Origin of the sequence: Bradyrhizobium sp. ORS 86 (assembly GCF_045571475.1) — a bacterium.
Taxonomy (GTDB): Bacteria; Pseudomonadota; Alphaproteobacteria; order Rhizobiales; family Xanthobacteraceae; genus Bradyrhizobium.
This window is the reverse complement of the sequence record NZ_CP120699.1, coordinates 548,864-570,194: the sequence shown is the minus strand read 5'-3', so window position 1 is coordinate 570,194 and position 21,331 is coordinate 548,864. Positions and strand designations below refer to the sequence as shown.

At 61.4% G+C, this 21,331-nt stretch carries 21 protein-coding genes; 13 read left to right on the top strand and 8 right to left on the bottom strand.

The genetic code is table 11. The features are described 5' to 3' along the window. Nucleotides 1-672 precede the first annotated feature (672 nt). Both P6U25_RS02605 and P6U25_RS02600 read left to right on the top strand, forming a co-directional pair. Nucleotides 673-3,804, top strand: coding sequence for a multidrug efflux RND transporter permease subunit (locus P6U25_RS02605; RefSeq protein ID WP_407149892.1), 3,132 nt, complete (start codon nucleotides 673-675; stop codon nucleotides 3,802-3,804). A gap of 250 nt (nucleotides 3,805-4,054) precedes the next feature. Next, nucleotides 4,055-4,489, top strand: coding sequence for a hypothetical protein (locus P6U25_RS02600; protein WP_407149891.1), 435 nt, complete (start codon nucleotides 4,055-4,057; stop codon nucleotides 4,487-4,489). Between the two features lie 83 nt (nucleotides 4,490-4,572). Here P6U25_RS02600 and P6U25_RS02595 read toward each other — a convergent pair whose 3' ends face one another. Then, nucleotides 4,573-5,364: an FkbM family methyltransferase gene (locus tag P6U25_RS02595; protein WP_407149890.1), complete on the bottom strand. Its 792-nt coding sequence runs from the start codon at nucleotides 5,362-5,364 to the stop codon at nucleotides 4,573-4,575. A gap of 176 nt (nucleotides 5,365-5,540) precedes the next feature. After that, complete coding sequence (locus tag P6U25_RS02590) at nucleotides 5,541-6,578, bottom strand: alpha/beta fold hydrolase (protein ID WP_407149889.1); 1,038 nt, start codon at nucleotides 6,576-6,578, stop codon at nucleotides 5,541-5,543. Nucleotides 6,579-6,909: 331 nt separating this feature from the next. On the opposite strand from P6U25_RS02590, the gene P6U25_RS02585 reads away from it, so the two are divergent. Next, the gene (locus P6U25_RS02585; protein ID WP_407149888.1) at nucleotides 6,910-8,157 is read left to right on the top strand and encodes a cytochrome P450; all 1,248 of its coding nucleotides are present in this window, start codon (nucleotides 6,910-6,912) and stop codon (nucleotides 8,155-8,157) included. 50 nt (nucleotides 8,158-8,207) lie between these two features. On the opposite strand, the gene P6U25_RS02580 is transcribed toward P6U25_RS02585, so the two are convergent. After that, a complete protein-coding gene (locus P6U25_RS02580) occupies nucleotides 8,208-9,614 on the bottom strand; it encodes an MFS transporter (protein ID WP_407149886.1) in 1,407 nt (468 codons plus the stop codon). A gap of 592 nt (nucleotides 9,615-10,206) precedes the next feature. Here P6U25_RS02580 and P6U25_RS02575 point away from each other — a divergent pair. From P6U25_RS02575 to P6U25_RS02555, 5 genes are all read left to right on the top strand, one after another. Continuing rightward, nucleotides 10,207-11,040 (top strand): MFS transporter, encoded by an 834-nt coding sequence (locus P6U25_RS02575; RefSeq protein WP_407149885.1) that lies wholly within the window; start codon nucleotides 10,207-10,209, stop codon nucleotides 11,038-11,040. 241 nt (nucleotides 11,041-11,281) lie between these two features. Next, nucleotides 11,282-11,692 carry a GFA family protein gene (locus tag P6U25_RS02570; RefSeq protein ID WP_407149884.1) on the top strand — a complete coding sequence of 137 codons (411 nt, stop codon included), beginning with the start codon at nucleotides 11,282-11,284 and terminating at the stop codon, nucleotides 11,690-11,692. 48 nt (nucleotides 11,693-11,740) lie between these two features. Continuing rightward, nucleotides 11,741-12,175 (top strand): hypothetical protein, encoded by a 435-nt coding sequence (locus P6U25_RS02565; RefSeq protein WP_407149883.1) that lies wholly within the window; start codon nucleotides 11,741-11,743, stop codon nucleotides 12,173-12,175. 13 nt (nucleotides 12,176-12,188) lie between these two features. Next, nucleotides 12,189-12,497, top strand: coding sequence for a YciI family protein (locus P6U25_RS02560; protein ID WP_407149882.1), 309 nt, complete (start codon nucleotides 12,189-12,191; stop codon nucleotides 12,495-12,497). 168 nt (nucleotides 12,498-12,665) lie between these two features. After that, on the top strand, nucleotides 12,666-13,223 hold the full coding sequence (locus P6U25_RS02555) for a winged helix-turn-helix transcriptional regulator (protein ID WP_407149881.1): 558 nt from the start codon (nucleotides 12,666-12,668) through the stop codon (nucleotides 13,221-13,223). A 50-nt stretch (nucleotides 13,224-13,273) separates the two neighbouring features. Here the strand turns inward: P6U25_RS02555 and P6U25_RS02550 are convergent, their stop codons facing one another. The 4 genes from P6U25_RS02550 to P6U25_RS02535 form a co-directional block, all read right to left on the bottom strand. Beyond that, a complete protein-coding gene (locus P6U25_RS02550) occupies nucleotides 13,274-14,218 on the bottom strand; it encodes an alpha/beta fold hydrolase (RefSeq protein ID WP_407149880.1) in 945 nt (314 codons plus the stop codon). 121 nt (nucleotides 14,219-14,339) lie between these two features. After that, nucleotides 14,340-14,873, bottom strand: a complete 534-nt coding sequence (locus tag P6U25_RS02545; protein WP_407149879.1) for a hypothetical protein — start codon at nucleotides 14,871-14,873, stop codon at nucleotides 14,340-14,342. Between the two features lie 629 nt (nucleotides 14,874-15,502). After that, complete coding sequence (locus P6U25_RS02540; RefSeq protein WP_407149878.1) at nucleotides 15,503-16,447, bottom strand: DMT family transporter; 945 nt, start codon at nucleotides 16,445-16,447, stop codon at nucleotides 15,503-15,505. A gap of 6 nt (nucleotides 16,448-16,453) precedes the next feature. Further along, nucleotides 16,454-17,317: a hypothetical protein gene (locus P6U25_RS02535; protein WP_407149877.1), complete on the bottom strand. Its 864-nt coding sequence runs from the start codon at nucleotides 17,315-17,317 to the stop codon at nucleotides 16,454-16,456. Between the two features lie 105 nt (nucleotides 17,318-17,422). On the opposite strand from P6U25_RS02535, the gene P6U25_RS02530 reads away from it, so the two are divergent. The 4 genes from P6U25_RS02530 (at nucleotide 17,423) to P6U25_RS02515 (ending at nucleotide 20,693) form a co-directional block, all read left to right on the top strand. Further along, nucleotides 17,423-18,229, top strand: a complete 807-nt coding sequence (locus P6U25_RS02530; protein ID WP_407149876.1) for an IclR family transcriptional regulator C-terminal domain-containing protein — start codon at nucleotides 17,423-17,425, stop codon at nucleotides 18,227-18,229. 188 nt (nucleotides 18,230-18,417) lie between these two features. Continuing rightward, nucleotides 18,418-19,704: a tyrosine-type recombinase/integrase gene (locus tag P6U25_RS02525; protein WP_407149875.1), complete on the top strand. Its 1,287-nt coding sequence runs from the start codon at nucleotides 18,418-18,420 to the stop codon at nucleotides 19,702-19,704. 50 nt (nucleotides 19,705-19,754) lie between these two features. Further along, entirely contained in the window at nucleotides 19,755-20,039 is a 285-nt protein-coding gene (locus tag P6U25_RS02520; protein ID WP_407149874.1) for a hypothetical protein, read from the top strand. 3 nt (nucleotides 20,040-20,042) lie between these two features. Continuing rightward, nucleotides 20,043-20,693: a hypothetical protein gene (locus tag P6U25_RS02515; RefSeq protein WP_407149872.1), complete on the top strand. Its 651-nt coding sequence runs from the start codon at nucleotides 20,043-20,045 to the stop codon at nucleotides 20,691-20,693. Between the two features lie 5 nt (nucleotides 20,694-20,698). Here the strand turns inward: P6U25_RS02515 and P6U25_RS02510 are convergent, their stop codons facing one another. Further along, nucleotides 20,699-20,917 carry a hypothetical protein gene (locus P6U25_RS02510; RefSeq protein ID WP_407149871.1) on the bottom strand — a complete coding sequence of 73 codons (219 nt, stop codon included), beginning with the start codon at nucleotides 20,915-20,917 and terminating at the stop codon, nucleotides 20,699-20,701. 192 nt (nucleotides 20,918-21,109) lie between these two features. Here P6U25_RS02510 and P6U25_RS02505 point away from each other — a divergent pair, with 192 nt between their 5' ends. Continuing rightward, the gene (locus tag P6U25_RS02505) at nucleotides 21,110-21,331 is read left to right on the top strand and encodes an AlpA family phage regulatory protein (RefSeq protein WP_349631518.1); all 222 of its coding nucleotides are present in this window, start codon (nucleotides 21,110-21,112) and stop codon (nucleotides 21,329-21,331) included.

Genomic DNA, 21,331 nt, shown 5'->3' with positions numbered 1-21,331 from the left:
CGTACTCTTACGGGAACCACGATCATGCTTACGCCCCATTGCGCGGCGCACACTCCGCTTCGGGACAAAAGGGGTTGGAGTGCGTTGTGCCGGTGGATGCCAAACCATCTCCGGAGGCCGCGACGTATTCGTGCGAGGCCTGCGGAAATCACATGACCTTGCTGGCCGCTCTGCCGAGGACGGCGAAGCACGAGGCCATTCGCATTTTTCGTTGCTATGGATGCAACGCGGTCAGGGCCGAGCGGGCTTGAGACGCGGGCGGGAGTAGCCGGATTCCGATATCTGCAAGAATTGGCCTGGACACCCGATCGAGCAAACGAAGCAGCTCGGCGAATTCGTCATAGCTGACGCCGGCAGGATTCGATCGCGGCAATCCACGACGCGCTCCTGAACCTTAAGACGCGACTCATTCGCCCCCGTGCGCATCATTTCGCGCCCGCGAAGATGCACGTTGGACAAAGGTCTAATTCGCGTCCCCGGCTTTCCGTTCGCACCGGCCCGCAAACTGACTAAGCTCAGAGATAACAACGCCGTCCTCGGGACCATCGAAGGTCCCGGGGACGCAAAAACACATTCACGGTCCTCAGAGAAACGCACATTCGCGCTCGCACGAGAGCGCGGCTGCCATTGTTTGGCGGAGAAGATGCGCTGGCCACCCGATGGTTTCAGGGCATGCAGAACAGCATCTCTTCTCTGTTCATTCGCTATCCGATCGGCACCTCGCTGCTGATGGCGGGCATCCTGTTCGTGGGACTGGTCGCGTATCCGCTGTTGCCGGTTGCGCCGCTGCCGCAGGTCGACTTTCCGACCATTCAGGTTTCCGCGAGCCTGCCGGGCGGCAGCCCGGAGACGATGGCCTCCTCCGTCGCCCAGCCGCTGGAGCGCCAGTTCGCGCAGATTCCCGGCATCGCGCAGATGACGTCGACGAGCTCGCTCGGCTCGACCTCGGTCACCATCCAGTTCGACCTCGAGCGCAAGATCGACGCGGCGGCCGGCGACGTTCAGGCCGCGATCAACGCCGCCAGCGGACAGTTGCCCAAGAACCTGCCGTCGCCGCCGACCTATCGCAAGGTCAACCCGGCGGATTCACCCATCATGATCCTGTCGGCCACCTCGGACACGCTGCCGCTGACCACCGTGAGTGACCGCACCGACGCCCAGCTCGCGCAGCAGATCAGCCAGATCTCCGGCGTCGCCCAGGTCTTTGTCGGCGGCCAGCAGAAGCCTTCGATCCGCATCCAGGTGGATCCGGCGAAGCTGGTCGCCAAGGGCCTGTCGCTGGAGGATGTTCGCGCCCAGGTCGCGATCGCGACCACCGACAGCCCGAAGGGCAATATCGACGGCGAGCGCCATGCATTCACGATCTACGCCAACGACCAGTTGATGCAGGCGAAAGACTGGAACGACGTCATCATCGCCTATCGCAACGGCGCGCCGTTGCGGGTCCGCGACGTCGGCCGGGCGGTGGCAGGCCCGGAGGACATGAAGACCGCGGCCTGGGCCGACGGCCAGCGCGGCGTGTTCCTCGTCATCTTCAAGCAGCCCGGCGCCAACGTGATCGACACCGTCGACCGCATCAAGGCGCAGTTGCCACGGCTGATCGCCTCGATCCCGCCGACCATCAAGATCAAGATCATCAGCGACCGCACGCTGACGATCCGGGCCGCGGTGGAGGATGTGCAGATCACGCTTCTGATCACCATTGCGCTGGTCGTGATGGTGATCTTCATTTTCCTGCGCAGCTTCTGGGCGACCATCATTCCGAGCATCACCGTGCCGCTGGCGCTGCTCGGCGCCTGTTCGCTGATGTGGGTGTTCGGCTACTCTCTGGACAACCTTTCGCTGATGGCGCTGACGATCGCGGTCGGCTTCGTGGTGGACGATGCGATCGTGATGCTGGAAAACATCACGCGCTACGTCGAGAAAGGCGAGCAGCCGATGGCCGCCGCCTACAAGGGCGCCGCAGAGATCGGCTTCACCATCGTCTCGATCAGCGTCTCGCTGATCGCGGTGCTGATCCCGCTCTTGCTGATGGGCGGCATCATCGGACGACTGTTCCGCGAATTCGCGGTCACGCTGTCGATGGCGATCTTCGTGTCGCTCGTGGTCTCGCTGTCATTGACGCCGATGATGGCCTCGCGCTTCCTGCGCGCCGATCACGAGGTCAGGCATGGCCGCTTCTATCAGTGGAGCGAGCGGATGTTCAACCGCCTGCTCCACACCTATGAGCGCGGCCTCGACCGCGCACTGCGCCACAGCTTCATCACGCTTTGCGTCTTCTTCGCGACGGTGGCGCTCTCCGTCTACCTCTTCGTCATCATTCCCAAGGGGTTCTTTCCGCAGCAGGACAATGGCTTCCTCACCGCGGTCTCCGAGATGCCGCAGGATATCTCGTTTGCCGAGATGAAGCGGCGGCAGGAAGAGCTCAGCCAGATCGTCCAGGCCGATCCCGCGGTCTCCTCGATTGCGATGTTCATCGGCGGCGGCGGCACGGCGCTGAACTCGGGCCGCATGTACATCACCCTGAAGCCGCGCGAGGAGCGCAATGTCGACGCGCAGCAGATCATCGCGCGGCTGCGCCCCAAGCTCGACACGGTGATCGGCGCGCGGCTGTTCATGCAGGCCTCCCAGGACGTGCGGCTGGGCGGCCGGGCGACGCGAACGCAGTTCGAGTATACCCTGCAGGACGCCAATCTCGACGAGCTGAACGAATGGGCGCCGAAGATCCTGGCAAAGATGAAGACGCTGCCGCAACTGCGCGACGTCGCCACCGACCAGCAGACCGAAGGCACCACGCTCCAGCTCACGATCAATCGCGACATCGCGTCGCGTTTCGGCATCCAGCCGCAATTGATCGACGATACGCTTTATGACGCCTTCGGACAGCGCCAGGTCGCACAGTATTTCACGCAGGTGAACAGCTATCACGTGATCCTGGAGATCACGCCGGAGCTGCAGGGCAAGATCGACACGCTCGACAAGATCTACGTCAAGTCACCGTCGACCGGCGACCAGGTGCCGCTGTCCGTGTTCTGCAAATGGACCGATGTTCCGGTGCGGCCGCTCGCGATCGCCCATCAGGGACAGTTTCCGGCTGTGACAATCAGCTTCAACCTCGCCCCGGACGTGGCGCTGGGACAAGCCACCAATGCGGTGCAAAGTGCCGTGGCGGAGATGGGCGTGCCGGGCACGCTGGCGACGAGCTTCCAGGGCACCGCGCAGGCGTTCCAGCAATCGCTCAGCACGGTGCCGATGCTGATCGTCGCGGCGCTGATCGTGGTGTATCTGATCCTCGGCGTGCTCTACGAGAGCTACATCCATCCGCTGACCATTCTCTCCACGCTGCCGTCCGCCGGCGTCGGCGCGATCGCGATCCTGATGGCGTTCGGCTTCGATTTCAGCCTGATCGCGCTGATCGGAATCATCCTCTTGATCGGCATCGTCAAGAAGAACGGCATCATGATGGTGGACTTCGCGATCGCCGCAGAGCGTGAACGGCATCTGACGCCGCGGCAATCGATCCGCGAAGCCGCGCTGCTCCGCTTTCGTCCGATCATGATGACGACGATGGCAGCCCTGCTCGGTGGCGTGCCGCTGATGCTCGGCACCGGAACCGGCGCCGAGATTCGTCAGCCGCTGGGCTACGCCATGGTTGGCGGCCTTCTGGTCAGCCAGGCGCTGACGCTGTTCACGACGCCCGTCGTCTATCTCTATCTCGATCGCCTCTCCAATTTCCTGTCGGACAGGATACAGGGCAAGCCGCGCGAAGAGACGCGTAGTCGGATGAAGGATGCGGCGGAGTAGCGGGATCGCGCCAAACCGCCAGCGCGAGCACGAGGGTCGGCCCTATGGCTGGGACGCAACCGCAGAGCTCGGCAGCGGCGCAAACTGCATTCCGGCGACGGCAGAGCCGGCATAGGCAATAGCGATCAACATCATGATCCTGAGTGCGACGAACATGCGCTTCCCTCTTGTTCTCGTCTTTGCCTCAACATGACAGAGACTCATTGCCATCAGGTGAGAGAAGCTGGTTGTCGCGAGCTTTACAGCGTTGGTGAGCGAGAGGTTTACGGCTCACGTCGAGAAGCTGGAACCCAATTCACGCGCCGGGAACGGTGTTGAAAGATCGATCCGAGCATTAAACGCGTGGTTCAGCGCGGCCTGGTCAATGTCGATTGAGACAGCCAGGAAGGCGCAAATCATTATGCTCATCGTTCGATATTCGCTTATTCCAGCATCCTTGGTGCTTGCTTCGTTGTTTGTTTACGATGCCTGCTTCGGCCACGATCACGACCTGATGTCTCCCGCCGGGGTGATCGCGCTCCGCTGGCCGGACATCGGCGAATTTCGCTTAACCACAAATGCAGTTCATGCGACGCCTTCCGCGATGACGCCCGCCGCGCGCGTTAGGGAAACGTTTGCGATGTTCATGCCGGGCGACTATCGGCGCATGCGCGACACGGCACGTGCGGCGAGGCGGCAGGGATAGGCGGCAGCATGGAGGTCGCCGTTGCGGCCGGCATGTCGCGCGGGCACCGCCCCGGTCACGTCCTCAACCGCGAGAGACGACGTTTACCGCTTGGCGTGAAAATCAAACCACTCGCCAAGACGGTTCTTGCCCGCGCGTTCGTCGAAATCCCTCAGGAATGCCCAAAGCTCCTTCACTTCGCCAACCGGGCGCCAGCGGCCGGGAGTGCCCTCAGCAAATGGACCGGATGAGCCCAAAGGAAATTTCCGACCCTGGAAGGACCGCACACCCAAGGTCCGCTTGATCGCTGCTCTTAAGGCCTTCTTGGGAAATCCCGACAGCAACCCGTCAATCTTCATCAACGACGGAACCGGCTGAGCGCGCGTCACCTGGCTGATGATCTTGAAGTGCCGATATCCCAGCGCGTCGAGCAGATTGAGATCAACGCCACCATCCTTGTGTGACATTTCGATCGACAGGTAAGGAGGCGCCGTGTCCGAGGTCAAACCTCTCACGCAACACCGATCATTACCTTCGATATCCACCTTGCAATAAAACGGAACTCCGAATTCCGCGACGATCGACGAGAATCTTCTGGTTGCGATCTGCACGGCACGATGCGGCGTCCCCCCGCGCGACGCCACACTCTTGTTGAATGATGACCACTCGGTGACGTCAGACATCCAGAACTCTGCTGTACCATCGTCATCCGCCACTCCGACCTCCAACAGAGTGTAGCGACCGTCTCGTATCTCCGGCTCGAACTTCTCCCTCAGCTTTTCAGCAAGCACCGGACTCGCCTCGATGCCGAGCACTCGGTATCCCCGCGAGAGATAATAGGCGGAGTCGGCGCCGTCATTCACGCCGACATCATAGATCAGATCGCTGGCAGCCACGTTCCACTCCTGCCGGAAGACGCATCTTTGACGACAGGCGCATCGCTGCGGTCAGCGAAGCGCCGCTCAGCTCTGCTCCCGCCGTTGCAACCGTTGATCATTCCCGACGCATTGTTAGCGTAACGGTTTTTGGATCGGCGCAGTGGCCTTTTTGAGGCGGAAGCACGTTCGCGATATTACCGGTTGGATTGTCCCTGGGTACGGCTCGATCCCTGCAGAAACGTCAGAAGCCGGGCGGTTAAAAACTCCGGGTTCTCGTCCGGCAGCCAGTGACCGGTGTCGGGCGCAACACCGCCGCGGACATCGCTGGCAACCTGTTTCGCCATTGTCACTTCAACCATGCCATTGCTCTTGTCGCCGGCGAGGGCAAGCACCGGCATCGGCAATTTGTGGCTTTCGAACTGTACGAAGCGGCGTTCGTCTTCCGGAAACGCGCGGTAAAGTTCAAATCCAGCGCGCAAACCTCCAGGCGCCGCGTAGGCTCTTGCATAGACGGCAATGTCCTCGTCGGCGATCGGCCGAAAGGCCCGCTTCTTGTAGAAGTCGCGAATGAAGGGATATTCGTGTCCTGCGACGAGCATCTCGGCAATATCGCGCTGCTGGAATAGCCCAAAATGCCATATGTCGGGATCAGCCTTTGACTTTGCTTCGTTCCATGCGCTCGTCGCGGGGAGCGGGACGTCGAGCATCGTGAGCGTCTTGACTTCGTCCGGCCATTGGGACGCGTAGGCATAGGCGATCATCACGCCGATATCGCGGCCGACGAGGTTCACAGGGCCTGCCCCGAGTTCGTGGACGAGCGCGCGAATATCCGCCGCCATCGTCGCCTTGTCGTACCCTCCGGCGGGCTTGTCCGACTCGCCGGCGCCGCGGTAGTCGATCGCCACCACCCGGAAGCCTGCTTGAGCAAGCGGCGGCATCACTTTGCGCCAAGTGTACCAGGTCTGCGGCCAGCCATGCAGCAGCACCAGAAGCGGAGCATTGTCGGGCCCGCCGATTACGTAGTGCAGTCGCACACCATTGGCTTGGGCAAAGCCGTCATGAAATTTGCCTTGAAAGCCGACCGGAAGACCAGTGGGGACGGTCGATGTGACCGCGGAGTCGATTTCATCCGCTCCGGGCAACTGTTGCGCGAGCGCGGATAAAACGCCGCCCGCCGAGATCAAAGCGGCCGCAATCGCCATGAGATGAAGACCGGCTCGTGTCTTGCGCATCGGACAGGCCCTCTCCGGTTCGGTGCCAATCGAGCCGAACGCCGATAGGGTATTTCAGTTCCTTTTCCGGCTACCCTTTGGCGTGGACGCAGCCGCGCTGATCGCGACGCGGGATGCCGTCAACCGTTGGCGGTGGCCAAGCAACTCCGCTGCATCATCGCTTGGCGATGGAACCAGCCACCTCGCTCGAAGGCGCGTTCGGCAGGCTACCCAGGATCAGATCAGGCACGCTCTCGATCGTCTGATAGTCGTCGCTGAATGGCTAGAAACCACCGCGACCTGAAGCGCGTTTTGCTCCATTGGCGAAGAGGAGGCGGGACGAGGAGGCGGGATGCCGCAAATCGCGCAAGACAATGCCCTGGATAGCTCCCTGGCCTTCTACCGAGAGGGGTATGAGTTTTTCCGCCATCGGCATCGGCAATTTCACACCGACATCTTTCAGGCGAAGCTGCTCGGCAAGACGTACAACTGCGTTTTTGGCGAGGATGCCGCACGGATGTTCTATGAGCCGGATCGATTTACGCGGCAGGGCGCCCTTCCAAGCTCGACCTTGAAACTGCTGCAGGATGAAGGCAGCGTCGCGGTGCTGGACGCGGAGGCACACGCTCAGCGCAAGCAGATGTTTCTGTCCTTGATGACGCCGGAGCGCCTGCGGCTCTTCGCCCAGCTCGCTTCCGAAGTGTTGCTCGATGCCGCCGCCGACCAGCGAAGCCAGAATGGCGGCGTCATCAACCTCGATCAGGCCTTGCGCGGCGTGCTGTGCGATGCTGCCTGCCGCTGGATCGACATCCGGCTGGAACGCTCCGAGCTACAAAGGCTGACCGGCGAGCTCGGTGCAATGATCGACAATGCCGGAACGATCGGCCCGGCAAACTGGACCGCGCGGATCAGGCGCTGGCATTCAGAGCAGCTTCTGCGGCACCAGGTCGAACGGGTTCGGGCCGGATCGCTCGCGCCGCGCGGAGGCAGCGGGCTCGAAATCATCGCATCACACCGCGAGCCGGATGGCCAGTTGCTCGCGCCCGAAATCTGCGCTGTTGAACTGCTCAACGTCCTGCGCCCGATCGTCGCGATCTCACGTTTCATGACCTTCGCCGCACTCGCGCTACATCAGCATTCGGCGGCTCACGCACAACTCCGCTGCGACGACGCTTTTCTGGAGCCGTTCGTGCAGGAGGTGCGCCGGCTAACCCCGTTCTTTCCGGTGGTCGCAGGAATCGCCCGCGAAGACTTCGGCTGGCGCGACTACCGGTTCGGCAAAGGCGACCGCTTCGCGCTGGATCTCTACGGCACCAATCGCGACCCCCGGGCATGGGACGATCCCGAAGCGTTTCGTCCGGAGCGCTTTATCGGCTGGCGTGGCAATGCGTTCACGATGATCCCGCAAGGCGGGGGCGATTTTGTCGGCCATCGCTGCGCGGGGGAATGGCTGACGATTGCCGTGATGACATCGCTGATGTGCACGCTGGTGCGCAAGATCGAATACGAGCTGCCGGAGCAGGACCTCACAGTCGATCTGTCGCGCATTCCAGCCGCGCCGAAGAGCGGCTTTGTCATCGACGTGAAGAGCCTGCACTAGTTGGCGCATCTGCTCCGCGGACGGGCTATCGAAAGCTTCATTGAAGCATCTCAGCTTCCATCCGCGCCGTTCGGCTCGATTCCCAGCCAACCGATCAGGCCGGCAAGTGCGGCGCAAGCCGCGGTGACGAGCATGACCGTACGCAGCGCGCGCTCGAATGCGGCAGCCGCCTGTTCCTGAACGCCGGACTGCCCTGACATCACGGCATTCATGGCTTCGTTGGCCTGCGAGGGCGTTGTCCCAACAAGATCATGCGAAAAGCTTGCAAACAATACCGCCCCGAGCGCTGCGACCGCGAGCAGACCAGCAATCCGCGCGACTGCATTGTTGACGCCCGAAGCAATGCCGGCGTGGACTTTGCCGGCAGCAGCCATCACCGTCGATGTTAGCGGCGGAACGGTGATCGACATGCCGACGCCCAGCAGGACGATCGACGGAAGCACGCCGACCCAAAACGGTTGCCTGAGATCGACAACAGCAAGCAAAGCCAAACCGCAGCCCGCAATGATGGGACCGATCGTGAGCAATAGTCGCGGGCCTAAACGGTCGGTGAGCGAGCCCGCGAACGATGCGCCGAACCCCATGATCAGCGCAAACGGCAGCAATGCCGATCCAGCCTGTGTCGCGGAGTAGCCCCCGAGTCGGATCAACCCGAACGGCAGATAGTAGAGCGCGCCGCCGAGTGCGAAGTAGAGCAACAGCGTCAGCGCATTGGTTGTGGAAAAATTCCGCGATCGGTAGAGCCCCAGCGGCATCATCGCCCATTCGTGGAGCCGGGCCTCGATCGCGACGAACAAGGCAACGAACCCGGTTCCCGCTCCGAGGGCGGCGAGCACCGTCTTGTCGCGAACGCCCGCCGCCGGAATGGCACTGAGACCCCACGTGATCGCTGCGAGGCCAATCGCGACGGTGACGGCGCCGCTCCAGTCGAGTTGCTTTGCGTGGGGATCGCTGCTCTCGCAAGCGAAGCGAAGCGCAAGCCCAGTCGCCGCAAGCGCGAGTGGAACGTTCAACAGGAAGATCGCCCGCCATGAGACTTGATCGACCAGCCAGCCGCCCAGCGGCGGACCTGCCGCCAACATGAGTGCACCTGCGCCTGCCCAGATTCCGATGGCCTGGCTGCGCTCGTGCTCGTCGAAAGTCGCGCCTAACATGGCGAGACTGGACGGCGTCAACAACGCGGCGCCAACACCTTGGACGGCGCGGCTGACGATAAGCGTTTCAATATTTGGCGAGAGCCCGCAAGCGATGGACGCCGCCGCGAAGACAGCGATGCCCAGAACAAAAATCCGGCGTCGACCATAGAGATCGGCCGCGGAGCCCCCGATCAGCACGAGCGCGCTCAGCAGCAGCATATAGGCGTTGACGATCCACTGTGTTGCTGCCGCATCCGAATGGAGCTTGTGCTGGATTGCGGGCAGCGCGATGTTCACGACCGAGCTGTCGAGAAACGCCATGCTCGACCCGACTATGGTCGCCGCCAGCGTCAGCCGCTTGCGGAGTTGCGACGGGTCCGCGTCAAAGTAGACTGTCGCCTGGATCAGCCCCGCATCGCAGGGCGGCCGTGTGAATCCAACCATTGGATGCTCGAGAAGGACGGTTGCCGCAGGTCAGGCTCGCGTCCATCGTTGGCAACGCCGGTCCGCCTGGGTCGCCGCGTCTGATCTCGTGGCGAACCGTAATAAGCTCGTGCCAGCCGGCTGGTTCCGAGTCTCCGAGGCCGGAAGGGCCTCGTCGCGCGAGACGTCAGCTCTCAAACCCAAACCCGGGCTGCTCCGGATGTGCCGTCGGCGCGCTCTATGGAGCGGCGCGACCGCTAGGCTAATCGCTGAGGAGTCGAAGGTCTGCGAGTGCTTTGCGAAAGCTTCGGCATTGGACCACGCTTAGAAGGGCCTCGATCGGGCCGGGCAGCCCGTGCCTGACTGTGAAGTTCCGCTTCATACCCCATCAACATTAGCACGAATAGTCGCCCGCTGAAGCTGCTGTATCGTCGGTTGCACGTAGCGGCTCGTAGAGGCCGCGCTCGCCAATGCACGAGGAGACGACAACATGACAGTCTCGGTCGTTCACGCCGACACCGGCTCCGCACCCCAGGAATGGCGCAGTCTGCTGTGGCTTGCGCCGGCGACGGCACTGTGGATCGCATTGATCTACTGGCAGCCGATCATCCAGACCAGCGGTGTTCCGACCACGGTGCACCAGTTGGCAGCGCACGGGCTTATCGCGGTCGGCCTGTGGCTTGGCCTCGAAGGCACCGAGCTGACGCCGGACCAGCGTCGCACGACCTGGCTGACGGTCATGATCCCCTACACGCTCTGGTTCGCCGTCGCCTGGAGTGGCGCGATCAATGGCGCCCTCCGCGCGGGCGCCACACCGCCAATATTTCTGTTGGCGGTGTGGCTGCCGATGGTCATCGGCGTCCCGCTGCTCTTGTTGTCGAAGCGTATGGGACAGGTGCTCGATGCCATGCCGGCGACGTGGCTCGTCGCCGTTCAGCTCTACCGCGTCTTCGGGAGCTGGGCGCTCGTTGCCGGACTGCGGGGAGCCCTGCCCGGCTTGCTCGCGTGGCCGGCGGGCACCGGCGACATCCTGACCGGTCTGTTCGCCCTACCGGTTGCCATCGCGGTAGCGACCGGTACGGCTCGAGGCCGCAGAGCTGCGATCACTTGGAATATCTTCGGCCTCGCTGATTTCGCGGTCGCGATTGCCATGGGCGCGATCACCTCGCCCGGTCCCTTCCAGCTCTTCGTTCCGGATGTGCCGAGCATCGGCGCCGGCGTCTACCCGGATGTGCTGACCCCTGCTTTCGTGGTGCCAAGCTCCGTCCTGCTGCACGCGCTGTCGCTGCGGCAATTGCACCGGCGAGCCAAGCCTCGTGGCTAGAGCGCGATCGGATTGAGCAGAATCGTCATCGCGCTTTAGCTCCTTGCTTGAGCAGATCTCAGCGCAAACACGTTCTGCATTTGTCGCGAGGGAAAGCCGCTGCACACTGTTCCGGATCTGCTCCAGGTTACGCCGGGCTCGGTCCATGACGACGAGAAACCGTCAGCCCATCGCAAATGCGCTTTACTTCAAAATATGAAGTTGATACTATCGTATTTATAGTAATCGACGGAGAAGCGCCATGCGCGTCACGGGCGGGTGCCTGTACGGCGCGATTCGGTTCGAAGGGGACTCCGAGCCGCGGTTTCAGGTGGCGTGTTACTGCACGGATTGCCGGCGAACCAGCGGAGCCGGTCACGCCGCGATGATGGGATTTGCCGTCGGCGCGATCCGGATCACGCCGGGTGCGCGAGAATTTACGTCCAAGGCCGACAGCGGCAACGACATCGTCCGCGCGTTCTGCCCGACCTGCGGCTCGGGCATTTATTCGCTGACCGCCGGCATGCCAAATTTGATCTTCCTGCGCGCATCCGCGCTCGACGACACCTCGTTGTACACGCCTCAGCTTGCGGTGTGGGCCGCCCGTGCCCCGGCCTGGGATGTCGTGCCTTCGCATCTGCCCGCCTTTGTCGAGGCACCAATCGGCAACTAGAGCGAAGTCCGGAAAGGTCTGAACGCGCTCTAATCGAAGGAGGAGATGATGGCGATAACTGAAGCCGGCGGCGGTGTCGTGTCCAGGAGCAACTTCTGGCTGGGCGTTGCAGCCTACCTCGTTCCGACATTCCCGATTGCCTATGTCTGGCACTTGGTGTTGTTCGCGCCGGCCTACGACGCGCTGGACATCTATCGCCCCGATCCCATCATTCCGTTCGGCTTCGCCTCGATGGTCATTCAGGGCGTCATTTTCTCCTGGGCCTATCCGCGGCTGCTTCCCGGGCGCGGTAGCGCCATCTTCAAACCCGGGCTTTCGTACGGATTCGCGCTTGCGGCGTTGTCGTGGTCCTTCACGACACTCGCCGTCGCCGCGAAGAACATGATGAGCTCTGTCCCGACCTACATGCTGCTGGAGACAGGATTTACAGTGCTGCAGTTCGCAATCGTCGGGCCGCTGATCGCGCTTGCCCACCGAAGGTAAGAGGAAGAGCGAGATGCCGAAATATGTCATCGCCTATCTCGGCGGCAAGCAAGCGGCGACCGCGGAAACGCGGGCTGCGCAGATGGCCAAATGGAAGGCCTGGGTCGATGGGCTGGGCCACCGCATGGCCAACCCTGGCACGCCGCTGGGGCAGGGAAAGCTCGTAACCATGGACGGCGTGTCAGAACGCGGGCCGAACCATCTGACCGGATTTTCCATCGTGCTCGCCGACGACATGGACGCGGCACTCGAGATCGCGCAAGCCTGTCCCTTCCTCGAGATCGGCACGATCGAAGTCGCCGAAGCGATCGAAATGCACTGAAGACCAGTGGAACGCCGCGATCAACCGGTTGACCCGTCCGAATGGAGCGGTCATGTCATCTGAATGAGCGGAACCCGCTACAATCAGTTTTGTGCGCTAGCGCGCGCAGCCGAGATCGTCGGTGAGCGCTGGACGCTGCTGATCATCCGTGAGCTGTTGCTCGCGCCGATGCGCTTCGGCGATCTTCGCGAGCGGCTCGGCGACGTCAGTCCAGCGCTATTGACGGATCGGCTCAACGCCTTGATCGAGGCGGGTGTTGTGCAGCGTGCGGTCCTGCCGGCCCCTTTCAACGCCCAGGTCTATGAGCTCACCGAAACCGGCCGCGCGATCCAGCCCGCGATTCGCGAGTTGATCCGCTGGGGCGGGCGCTTTCTCTTTCCCATGCGCAAGGGCGAAGCCTTCGAGCCCGACTGGGTGTTGCTCGCCCTCGAAGCCATCGCGCGCCGCACGGCTGTGCCGCAATGCCGGATCGGCTTGCGTATTCCGTATCCGGGTGGAAGCGCCGGATTCATCATCGAGGGCGGCTCCGAAGGAACCCGCATTGCCAAAGGCCAAAGCTCAGGCATCGCCGCAATCGAGGCGCAGTTCGACATTCTGCTCCAGATCTTGGGACGACATCTGCCACTCGACGAGGCCGTCGCAAGCGGAGCGGCCAAGATCGAGGGGAGCTCACAAACACTCCGCAGGTTGCCGAGCCTGTTTGAGCTTGCGACCGCAAAGCGCTGATCCCACACATCCTCTCAGGTCCGGGACAGCCATCGTGATGTTCCCCTCTCTTATTTGGTGTTCGCTTCCCCGAAAAACTCCAGGATAAGCTTCGTGACGCGTTGCGGTTGATCGAGCATCATGAAATGCGACGCGCCATCGATGCGCTCGGTCCGCCAAGGGGCTCGCATATAACGATACGTCTCCAGCATGTAGTCGGGCAGAAGATAGTGATCCTCCACGGTCCAAAGCCCCAGAGCCGGAACGGTGACGTCAGGCAGGGGCGGCGCAGGTGGCGCGCCGGGCCGGCGGTTCGCGCGATACCATCCAAGGCCCGCAGTCAGCGCACCGTCGGGCGCCAAGCCCGCGATCCATCTGTCAGTGTCGGGATGATTTCGCATCCAGTTGCGGAATAGCCGCCAGTTGTCCTTCTTCAGCATCTCCTCGGCTTCAGGAAACTGGAACAGAAGCATGTACCAGCTCTTTTCCATTTGCTCGATTGTCGGATTTCGCCCGCCGTTCGGGTGGCCGACGGTGAGCGCGACGAGCTGCTCGACGCGATCGGGATGATGCGCCGTGATGTACCATGCAGCTCCGCCGCCGCGATCGTGCCCCACGATCCGCGCTCGTTCGATGCCCAGCGACGCCAGCAGGGCCAGCGCCCGTTCGGCATCTTTGGCGGTGGTGTAATTCTCCGGCGCGAGTGGTTTGTCGGATTGTCCGAGGCCGAGAAGGTCAGGCGCGATCACCCGGTAGCCCGCCTTGACCAACTCGGGAATCTGATGGCGCCAATCGGTCGAGTCATTGGGAAAGCCGTGAAGCATCAGCACCGCGGGGCCGGAGCCGACGTCCACGACGTTCTGATTGAACGCTGCGGCCTTGATCGATTTCGACGGCAGATCTGATGGGCTGGCGGACTGCGGCGCCGCGATTGCCTCGGCGGCGATCGCCGGCCCGGCCACCGCGACAGCGCCAGCCTTGAAAAGGTTACGGCGACTGAGATTTTGGCGTCCCACGTGCCGTCGAGTGTCTTCGCCGCATGACTGCAATGGCGTCATCACTTTTCTCCACTACGGTCCCCGCTCAGCCGCATTGAACACGGCCGGTCCTTGTCCAGCCGCGCTGCTTTCTCTCGCACTAACCGACGCGCCTTCCGAGGATCTCCAAATACATTTGCCAGGTTCGGCCATCACCACTGAGCCGGTGAGCCGAGTAGTGGAACGATTTCTCGGTCACGTCGTCGTAGCGCCACCGAATCGGAGTGCGATCCGCGAGATGTCCTTCCATCGCGATGGCTTTGCCATCTCGACGCGCGATGAGCTCTGCATTTGTCGCGACCGCTGCCGGATTGATGAATAGGACGCGCCAGGCGGCGCGTTCGCGATCGTACGTTCGTATCGTCGTGGCGTATCGGTCTCCTGGTCCTGCCCCGCCCGATGTCCGGTCGGCCGGTCGAGGAAATATGAAGAGGTCCTGGATGGCGCGTCCTTCCAGCACCCATGATGCGTGGACCTCACCGTGCGTGCGGCGCACTTGCCCATCCGCACCGTGAAGCATCGCGTCGATGTCCCAGCTTCCGATCAGAAAGCCGAAGAGGTCATCGACGTGGTCCAGTTCGGATGACCGCCGCGAGCATGCGAGTGCATCAAGGAAGGCGTTCCGAGAGGTCATGGCAACTAAACGTTCCCGCAAGGATCAGGTTTCAGGAATCGGCCCAGTTTCACCCGGACAGTGCCCAGGGCAGTCGCATGGCGAAGATGGATTCGAACGCTGCGCAGTTGGCGTCCCTGATTAGGCTTGCGACGGCAAAGTCTTGGCGGCTTCGTGCGGGTCAGGCCACTCGCGACGATTGGCCGTCCGATGCTTCGGGTCGCCAGAAGGCGGAGCTAATTGTTGATCTCCGACGGAGCGAGAGTTTCGGCCGCTGCTCGAGGCACCATGTCGGCGTGGTGAGCGCCCTCTCCGCAATCGACCCGCAATAGGTTGCTGGCCTGGGCGCTCCTCATCGGACAAATGATATCGGCCCCCCTCTCAGAGGGTCTGTTTGCTCGCCCCGATATTGCGTTTTGCGACGCGCATCGGATTCGATCCGGAGGCGGCAAAACCGAGAACTGTTATTAGAATCAATGATATGGCGGAGAGAGTATCAGTCAATCCCGGTTGAAAGATAAGGAATTTTCGACCTTCCTAGACCAAAAACCACTGTCTGAGCTACGGGCCGAAATGGAGTTTCGCTTCCGAGGAAAGTCCATTCGGGCGGCGCTCCGGTCCGACCTCAGGGAGGTTCGTGTCCAAAGCTTTCATTCAATCGGGTATGGAGCGGTGGCCGTCACGTTGCTTTGCATGCGCCGGCGGGCCGCGAGCACGCCTCCACTTGCAATGGAAACTCCGCCCGAAATCAGAAGCATCGCGATCCAGTCGCCCGTTGCGGGCCATTCGCCGAGAACCGGAATAGCCAAGATCGCGGTTATCGCGGGCGCGAGTGCCGCGAACGCTGAGCCGCTCGATGCACCGAGAAGGTTGATTGCGCGTCCGTAAAGCAAAAGCGAAATCACGGCGACCAGAACACCATGGACAAACGCCTGCAGAGAAAGGTCAAGCCAAGGTGCGTCGAACAGACCCGTCCCGAAAATGATGGCATACACCGGCACATAAGTGATCAATGATCCGACCGCGGCAACAGCGGCGGCGCGGAGACCTTCCAAACCCGCTTTCCGCATGGCCACGGTGTAGCAGGCCCACAACATGCCTGCACAGACGAACATGGTGTGTCCGATGTTCTGCCGCGATCCGATCGTGGCGCCTGCGCCCCAGACGATGCCGAGGACACCCGCCACGATCAGGACGAGCCCAATCCGCTTCGCAACGGTGAAGGCCTCCCCAAGTACGACAGCGGCCAGGATCGCAACATAGAGGGGTATGAGGGCGGTATACAGCGATGCCGCATGTGCGGCCGGCGCGAATACCAAACCGCCATAGGAAAGCAGTACCATCGGCGCCCCACCACCGAGCAGAATCGCTGCCAATCCCAGCCACCCGAGGCGATCGACGGCAAGACCCTTCTTCAGCAGATACGGCAGCAAGATCAATCCAGCAACACCGAAGCGAATTGCCGTGATGTCCCAGGGTGTGAGATTCGTCCTGATCCCAAACCGCACAGCCACGACCCATGATGCCCAGATGCTGACGGCCGCAAGGCCGTAAAGCGAGCCGCGGATGTATTCGGAGGTTGCCGGTTTCGACAAGCGAAGTCACTCAAACGACGCGACGACAACGACTGGTTCCGCCGCGATGCCTTCCCAGCGCGTCGCCAGCCTCAGACCAGCATAGGGACGCACTCTCGACAGGGCTCCCAGTCCGAGCCGATCACCAGGACGGAGCCTGACTCCGCGGCTGTTCTGATCCCTGACGATCCAGAGAACAGCGTTCAGCGGACCTTCCATCATGTCCCTGCCGGACTGCCGGTCGATGAGCTTGCCCGTACTACCGTCTGTGGTTGTAACGACGATCGAGTTCAAAGCTTCCACGGCCCTCGGCGAACCATCGAAAGCAATGGGCAGCCCGGTCAGCACAGCCCGGGCGCCTACATTGTAGAGAATCAGTATTGGTGCGGTGAGCTTCTGCCGAGGGTCTGCGAGAGAGTCTCCCAGTTCAATGCCTGGAATTATGCATGCAATGTGCCTAGCGGCATCCTCAACGGTAACCGCTTCGTTGATCCCCTCATCCCTAACGGCAACCAGCAGCTTCGCTTCCACAATTGGTCGGCATCCGTAGTGAACGGATACTGGCGAACCGGTTGCGGAGCTGAGCATTCCAGCGAGATAGATACCTTCCAATGGGTCCCTAATTCCAAGGTCTCTTTGGGCCGGCGGCGTTATCGCCGCAATCTTGTATCCGACGGGAGCTCCCACGAGCGGTCGGATGATACTCAAAAACCGGTCTCTCGCGCATACTGCCGTATCCATCGAGAGACTCGGATCGATTAGCGGGAGCGGTTTTCGCGCCAACCAGTGCTTGGCGACTAGATTTCCCAGTTCATCGCACGATGATCGATCAAATTTGATGGGCTCATCTGCCGCCGCGCGTTCGGTAGCTGCAATCAACTTGCTGATCATGGCCTGACCAATGACACGCACGGCGGCGCATGTCAACGATAACGGACGCTCGTCCGATTATCGGACGACGTTGACTCGCGTTCATCCGTCCGGTATCCGGACAAAATGGCAAAGCCCTCCACGAAGCACAGACCCGAAAAGGCTGGCAAACAGCCGGGATACTTCATCCAGAGCCTCGAAAGAGGGCTCGAGATCATACGAGCCTTCGATCGTGACCATTCTTCGTTGACGATCAGCGATGCGGCTCGCCGCACCGGCTTGAGTCGAGGAGTCGCTCAGCGCTTTCTCCTGACGTTAAGCGATCTCGGCTACGCGAGCTTTGACGGAAAATCATTCACCCTGCGTCCCAAGGTCTTGGATCTTGGCTTCGCTTATCTCGCCTCCCAAAATATGTGGGAAACGGTTGAGCCGTTCGTGGAAGAAGTCGTGAACGAGCTGAACGAGTCGTGCACTGTTGGCGTGCTGGAGTGGCCGGACGTGATCTATGTGGCACGCGTCCAGGCACGACGTGTGGTGAATGCCGCATTGAGCGTCGGATCGAGAATCCCGGCTCACGCGTCGTCTCTCGGGCATATCGTGTTGGGAGGATTGGATCCGATTGCCCTCGACGGATTGTTACGGAAAGCGAAGCTGGCCAAACGCACCGCAAACACCATTATCGACCCGGCGCGACTCAAGAAGGCCATTTTGCTCGCGCGGCAGCGCGGCTGGGCCTTAGGCGATCAGGAGTTCGAAGAAGGAGTGCGGTCCGTCGCGGTTCCCCTTTTTGACCGGCACGGGGCGATCGTTGCCGCCATGAAGGTCGTCGCTCCGACAAATCGCGCGTCGATCGAAGACCTGCAGAAGCGGTTCTTGCCTGTATTGCAGCATGCTGCCGAACGAGCCAATCAGGCCCTGCGAGCGAGATCATGAGATCGGGAAGCGCATATGCGCGAAGGCCGCTGGCGGAGAGAGTGTCCGCCATACTAAGGTCCAACCTAGTCCAGCTAGGTTTCGCTAGACACTGTATTTCAAGCACTTTACGACATTCTTCATCCATTGTCGTCCAACCGAATCGCGTGAAATCAAGGCTCTCGGGTGGGGAACAAGGTGGGGAACGAATGGCCAAACTCGTCAACAAGCTGAGCGCCCGCAAGGTCGCTACTCTCACAAAGCCGGGTCGTCATTCGGATGGCGGCGGGTTGTATCTCAGCATCAGCCCCAGCGGTGCGGCGTCCTGGGTGTTCATGTGGAAGACAGCAGGCCGACGCCGCGAGATGGGCTTGGGGCCGCTGCGAGATGTGCCGTTGCTCAAGGCCCGAGAGAAGGCTGCCAATGCTCGCCAGCTCGTCCTTGAAGGACGCGATCCCCTGGCGGCCCGCGAGGCTCAACAATCACAAGCGACGTTCGGCGAGGCGGCTGATGCTCTGATCGAAAGCATGTCTCCGTCGTGGCGGAACGACAAGCACCGAGCGCAATGGACGATGACCTTGACGACCTATTGCCAACAGATCAGGTCGAAGCCGGTAGCAGAGATAACGACGGACGACGTCCTCGCCGTTCTGGAGCCGCTCTGGCGTTCGAAACCGGAGACGGCCTCCAGACTGCGGGGAAGGATTGAGCGCGTCCTGAGCTTCGCAAAGGCGCGGGGCATGCGTTCTGGAGAGAACCCAGCACAGTGGCGCGGACATCTCGACGCCATCCTACCAAGGCGACCGATGTTAACGCGAGGGCACCACAAGGCGCTCCCGTTCCAGAAGGTCCCCGCCTTCATGCAGCGGCTACGGGAGATGGAGGGCGTAGCGCCGAGAGCACTGGAGTTTGCAATTCTGAGCGCGGCACGCTCCGGCGAAGTGTTTGGTCTCGTCTGGCCCGAACTATCGCTCCACGACCGACTCTGGGTCGTCCCGGGTCCCCGAATGAAGGGCGGTCGCGAACACCGTGTTCCGCTCACCAGCCGGGCACTTCAAATCCTGAAGCAGATGAAACGGCTCCAGACTGACGAGAGCCCGTTCGTCTTTCCAGGTGGGAAGCGAGGTAAGCGGCTGTCTGAGACCTCATTGGAAGCGGTGCTAGAGCGCATGGAAGTGGACGCAACACCCCATGGGTTCCGCAGTTCGTTTCGGGACTGGGCCGGCGATGCTACCGCGTTCCCACGAGAGGTGGCGGAAGCGGCGCTTGCGCACATAGTCGGAGACAAGGCGGAACGTGCATACAGACGTGGCGATGCCCTGGAGAAGCGTCGCAAGCTCATGGAAGCTTGGCAGACGTTCTGCGATCCTAAACCGCAACGGGACAATGTGACTGCTACACGGAAACACGGTGTCCTTGAGCGGCCCATTCGCTCGAAAGCGGGTACCCGGCGCGTCCGACGCGAGCACGAGGCCGGCATCAAAGCTGAAACGTAACAGAAGCGGGTCAAAGCCGCCGAAGGACTCACCATCGAGGACCAGAAGGAATGATGAAGCATATTGTCGCCACTGTCGCTGTCTTGGCGTTGACCGGGCCAGCCAGCGCATTCTACACCGAGTGCACAGTCTCGAAGGACACCGAGCTTGCGAACCGGCCCGACGGCCCGACCGAGCCGCGCTACATGTCAGTCGATAAGGGCGACAAGGTTGCGTTTCGCGACAAGTATCAGGACTGGTGGTTCGTGATGCATAGCAAAGACGGTAGCACCGACTATGGGTGGCTTCCCGCCAGCGTCTTGACCCGGTGCAAAAAGATGGAAGGCACGCCCTAGCAGATGTCACAAGAGTGGTACGAAGAAGAAGAGGACGACCTCGTCGAGGGTATTTACAGAGTTTGGTGCAAGATGCCGTTCTGGACGGCATTCGAATCATCTGCCTTGATTCACCAGTGTGATCCGAGCGAGCCGATCGACATACCTTCCGCTCAAAAGTTTGTTCACCGGACGCGCACGCTAATCGAGCGTCACTGCGGAACCGAATTGCTTCCTGGCTCTCCGGATAGGATTTCGCCTCCGGACCTGCTGCCTTGGGCGGAACACATGGGCGTGTGGATCAACCCTGCGCTGAAAGAGTGCATCAGGGGCTCGTATTCCAATGTACAAACTCTGCCCGAAGCAGCGTTGACCCGAGAAGCTCTTCTCGCTCGAATAGCCGAGCTAGAAGCGCAAAAGCAAAGGCTCGAAGCCGATCCCGCTCCGAATGCCCGGGAGCGGCAGTCCCTCCTCAAGCTTGTGCTGGGAATGGCAGTTGCAGGTTATACCTTCAATCCCAGGAATTCGAGAAACACGGCCACGAGAGATATTGTCACCGACTTAGAGCGCCACCAAATTCCTACGGTGACCCAGGAAACGGTCTTGAGTCGTCTGAGAACGGCCATGCAAGAACTAGATTGGCCGCCTCCGGATTACGACGGCGGCGGCCAATAAGAGGCTTAGCCAGCCGAAACAGCCGAACAGAAAACGTCTTCCAGCCGGTCGATGAGGTCCGGCACAAGGTGCGCAGCTAGGTGGATGCACCTATCGGAACCCGGTTCATCCCCCTGCTGTCGAACAACGACGGTCCCGGTCGTGGAGAGATAAACAGCGATCGCATTCTGCTTTCGCACCGAAACCAGCTCGTCGTTGGCCGTCCAATCAAAGTTCTCCGTCAAGTCCAACTCCTTTTTCGATGGTGAGGCCAAGCTGTCTCACGACGCCCTGGGTCGTTGTGCGATTTCAGACAGCGCCAATCCGAAATCGGCTTGTGGAGCGGCGGCGGTTCTCCGAAATCGGATAGCGGTTATCCGAGTTCGTCCAAGGCGATCCGCGCCTGATCAATAAGGCACCTCCTTCTCATCAGAGCATTGAGGTGTCCCTTGAACTCGCCCTCTTCGACTGACCGGCTCCTGCGCCTTTCGGCAGTCCTCGCCCCGGCTGGTCCCATCCCCGTTAGTAAGTCAACCTGGTGGGCCGGCGTGAAGTCCGGCCGCTTCCCCCAGCCCGTGAAGTTAGGGCCGCGCATCACCGCCTGGAGGGCCGAAGAAATCCAAACCCTCGTCGCCAATGGCTTCACCCGGGAGCCATAA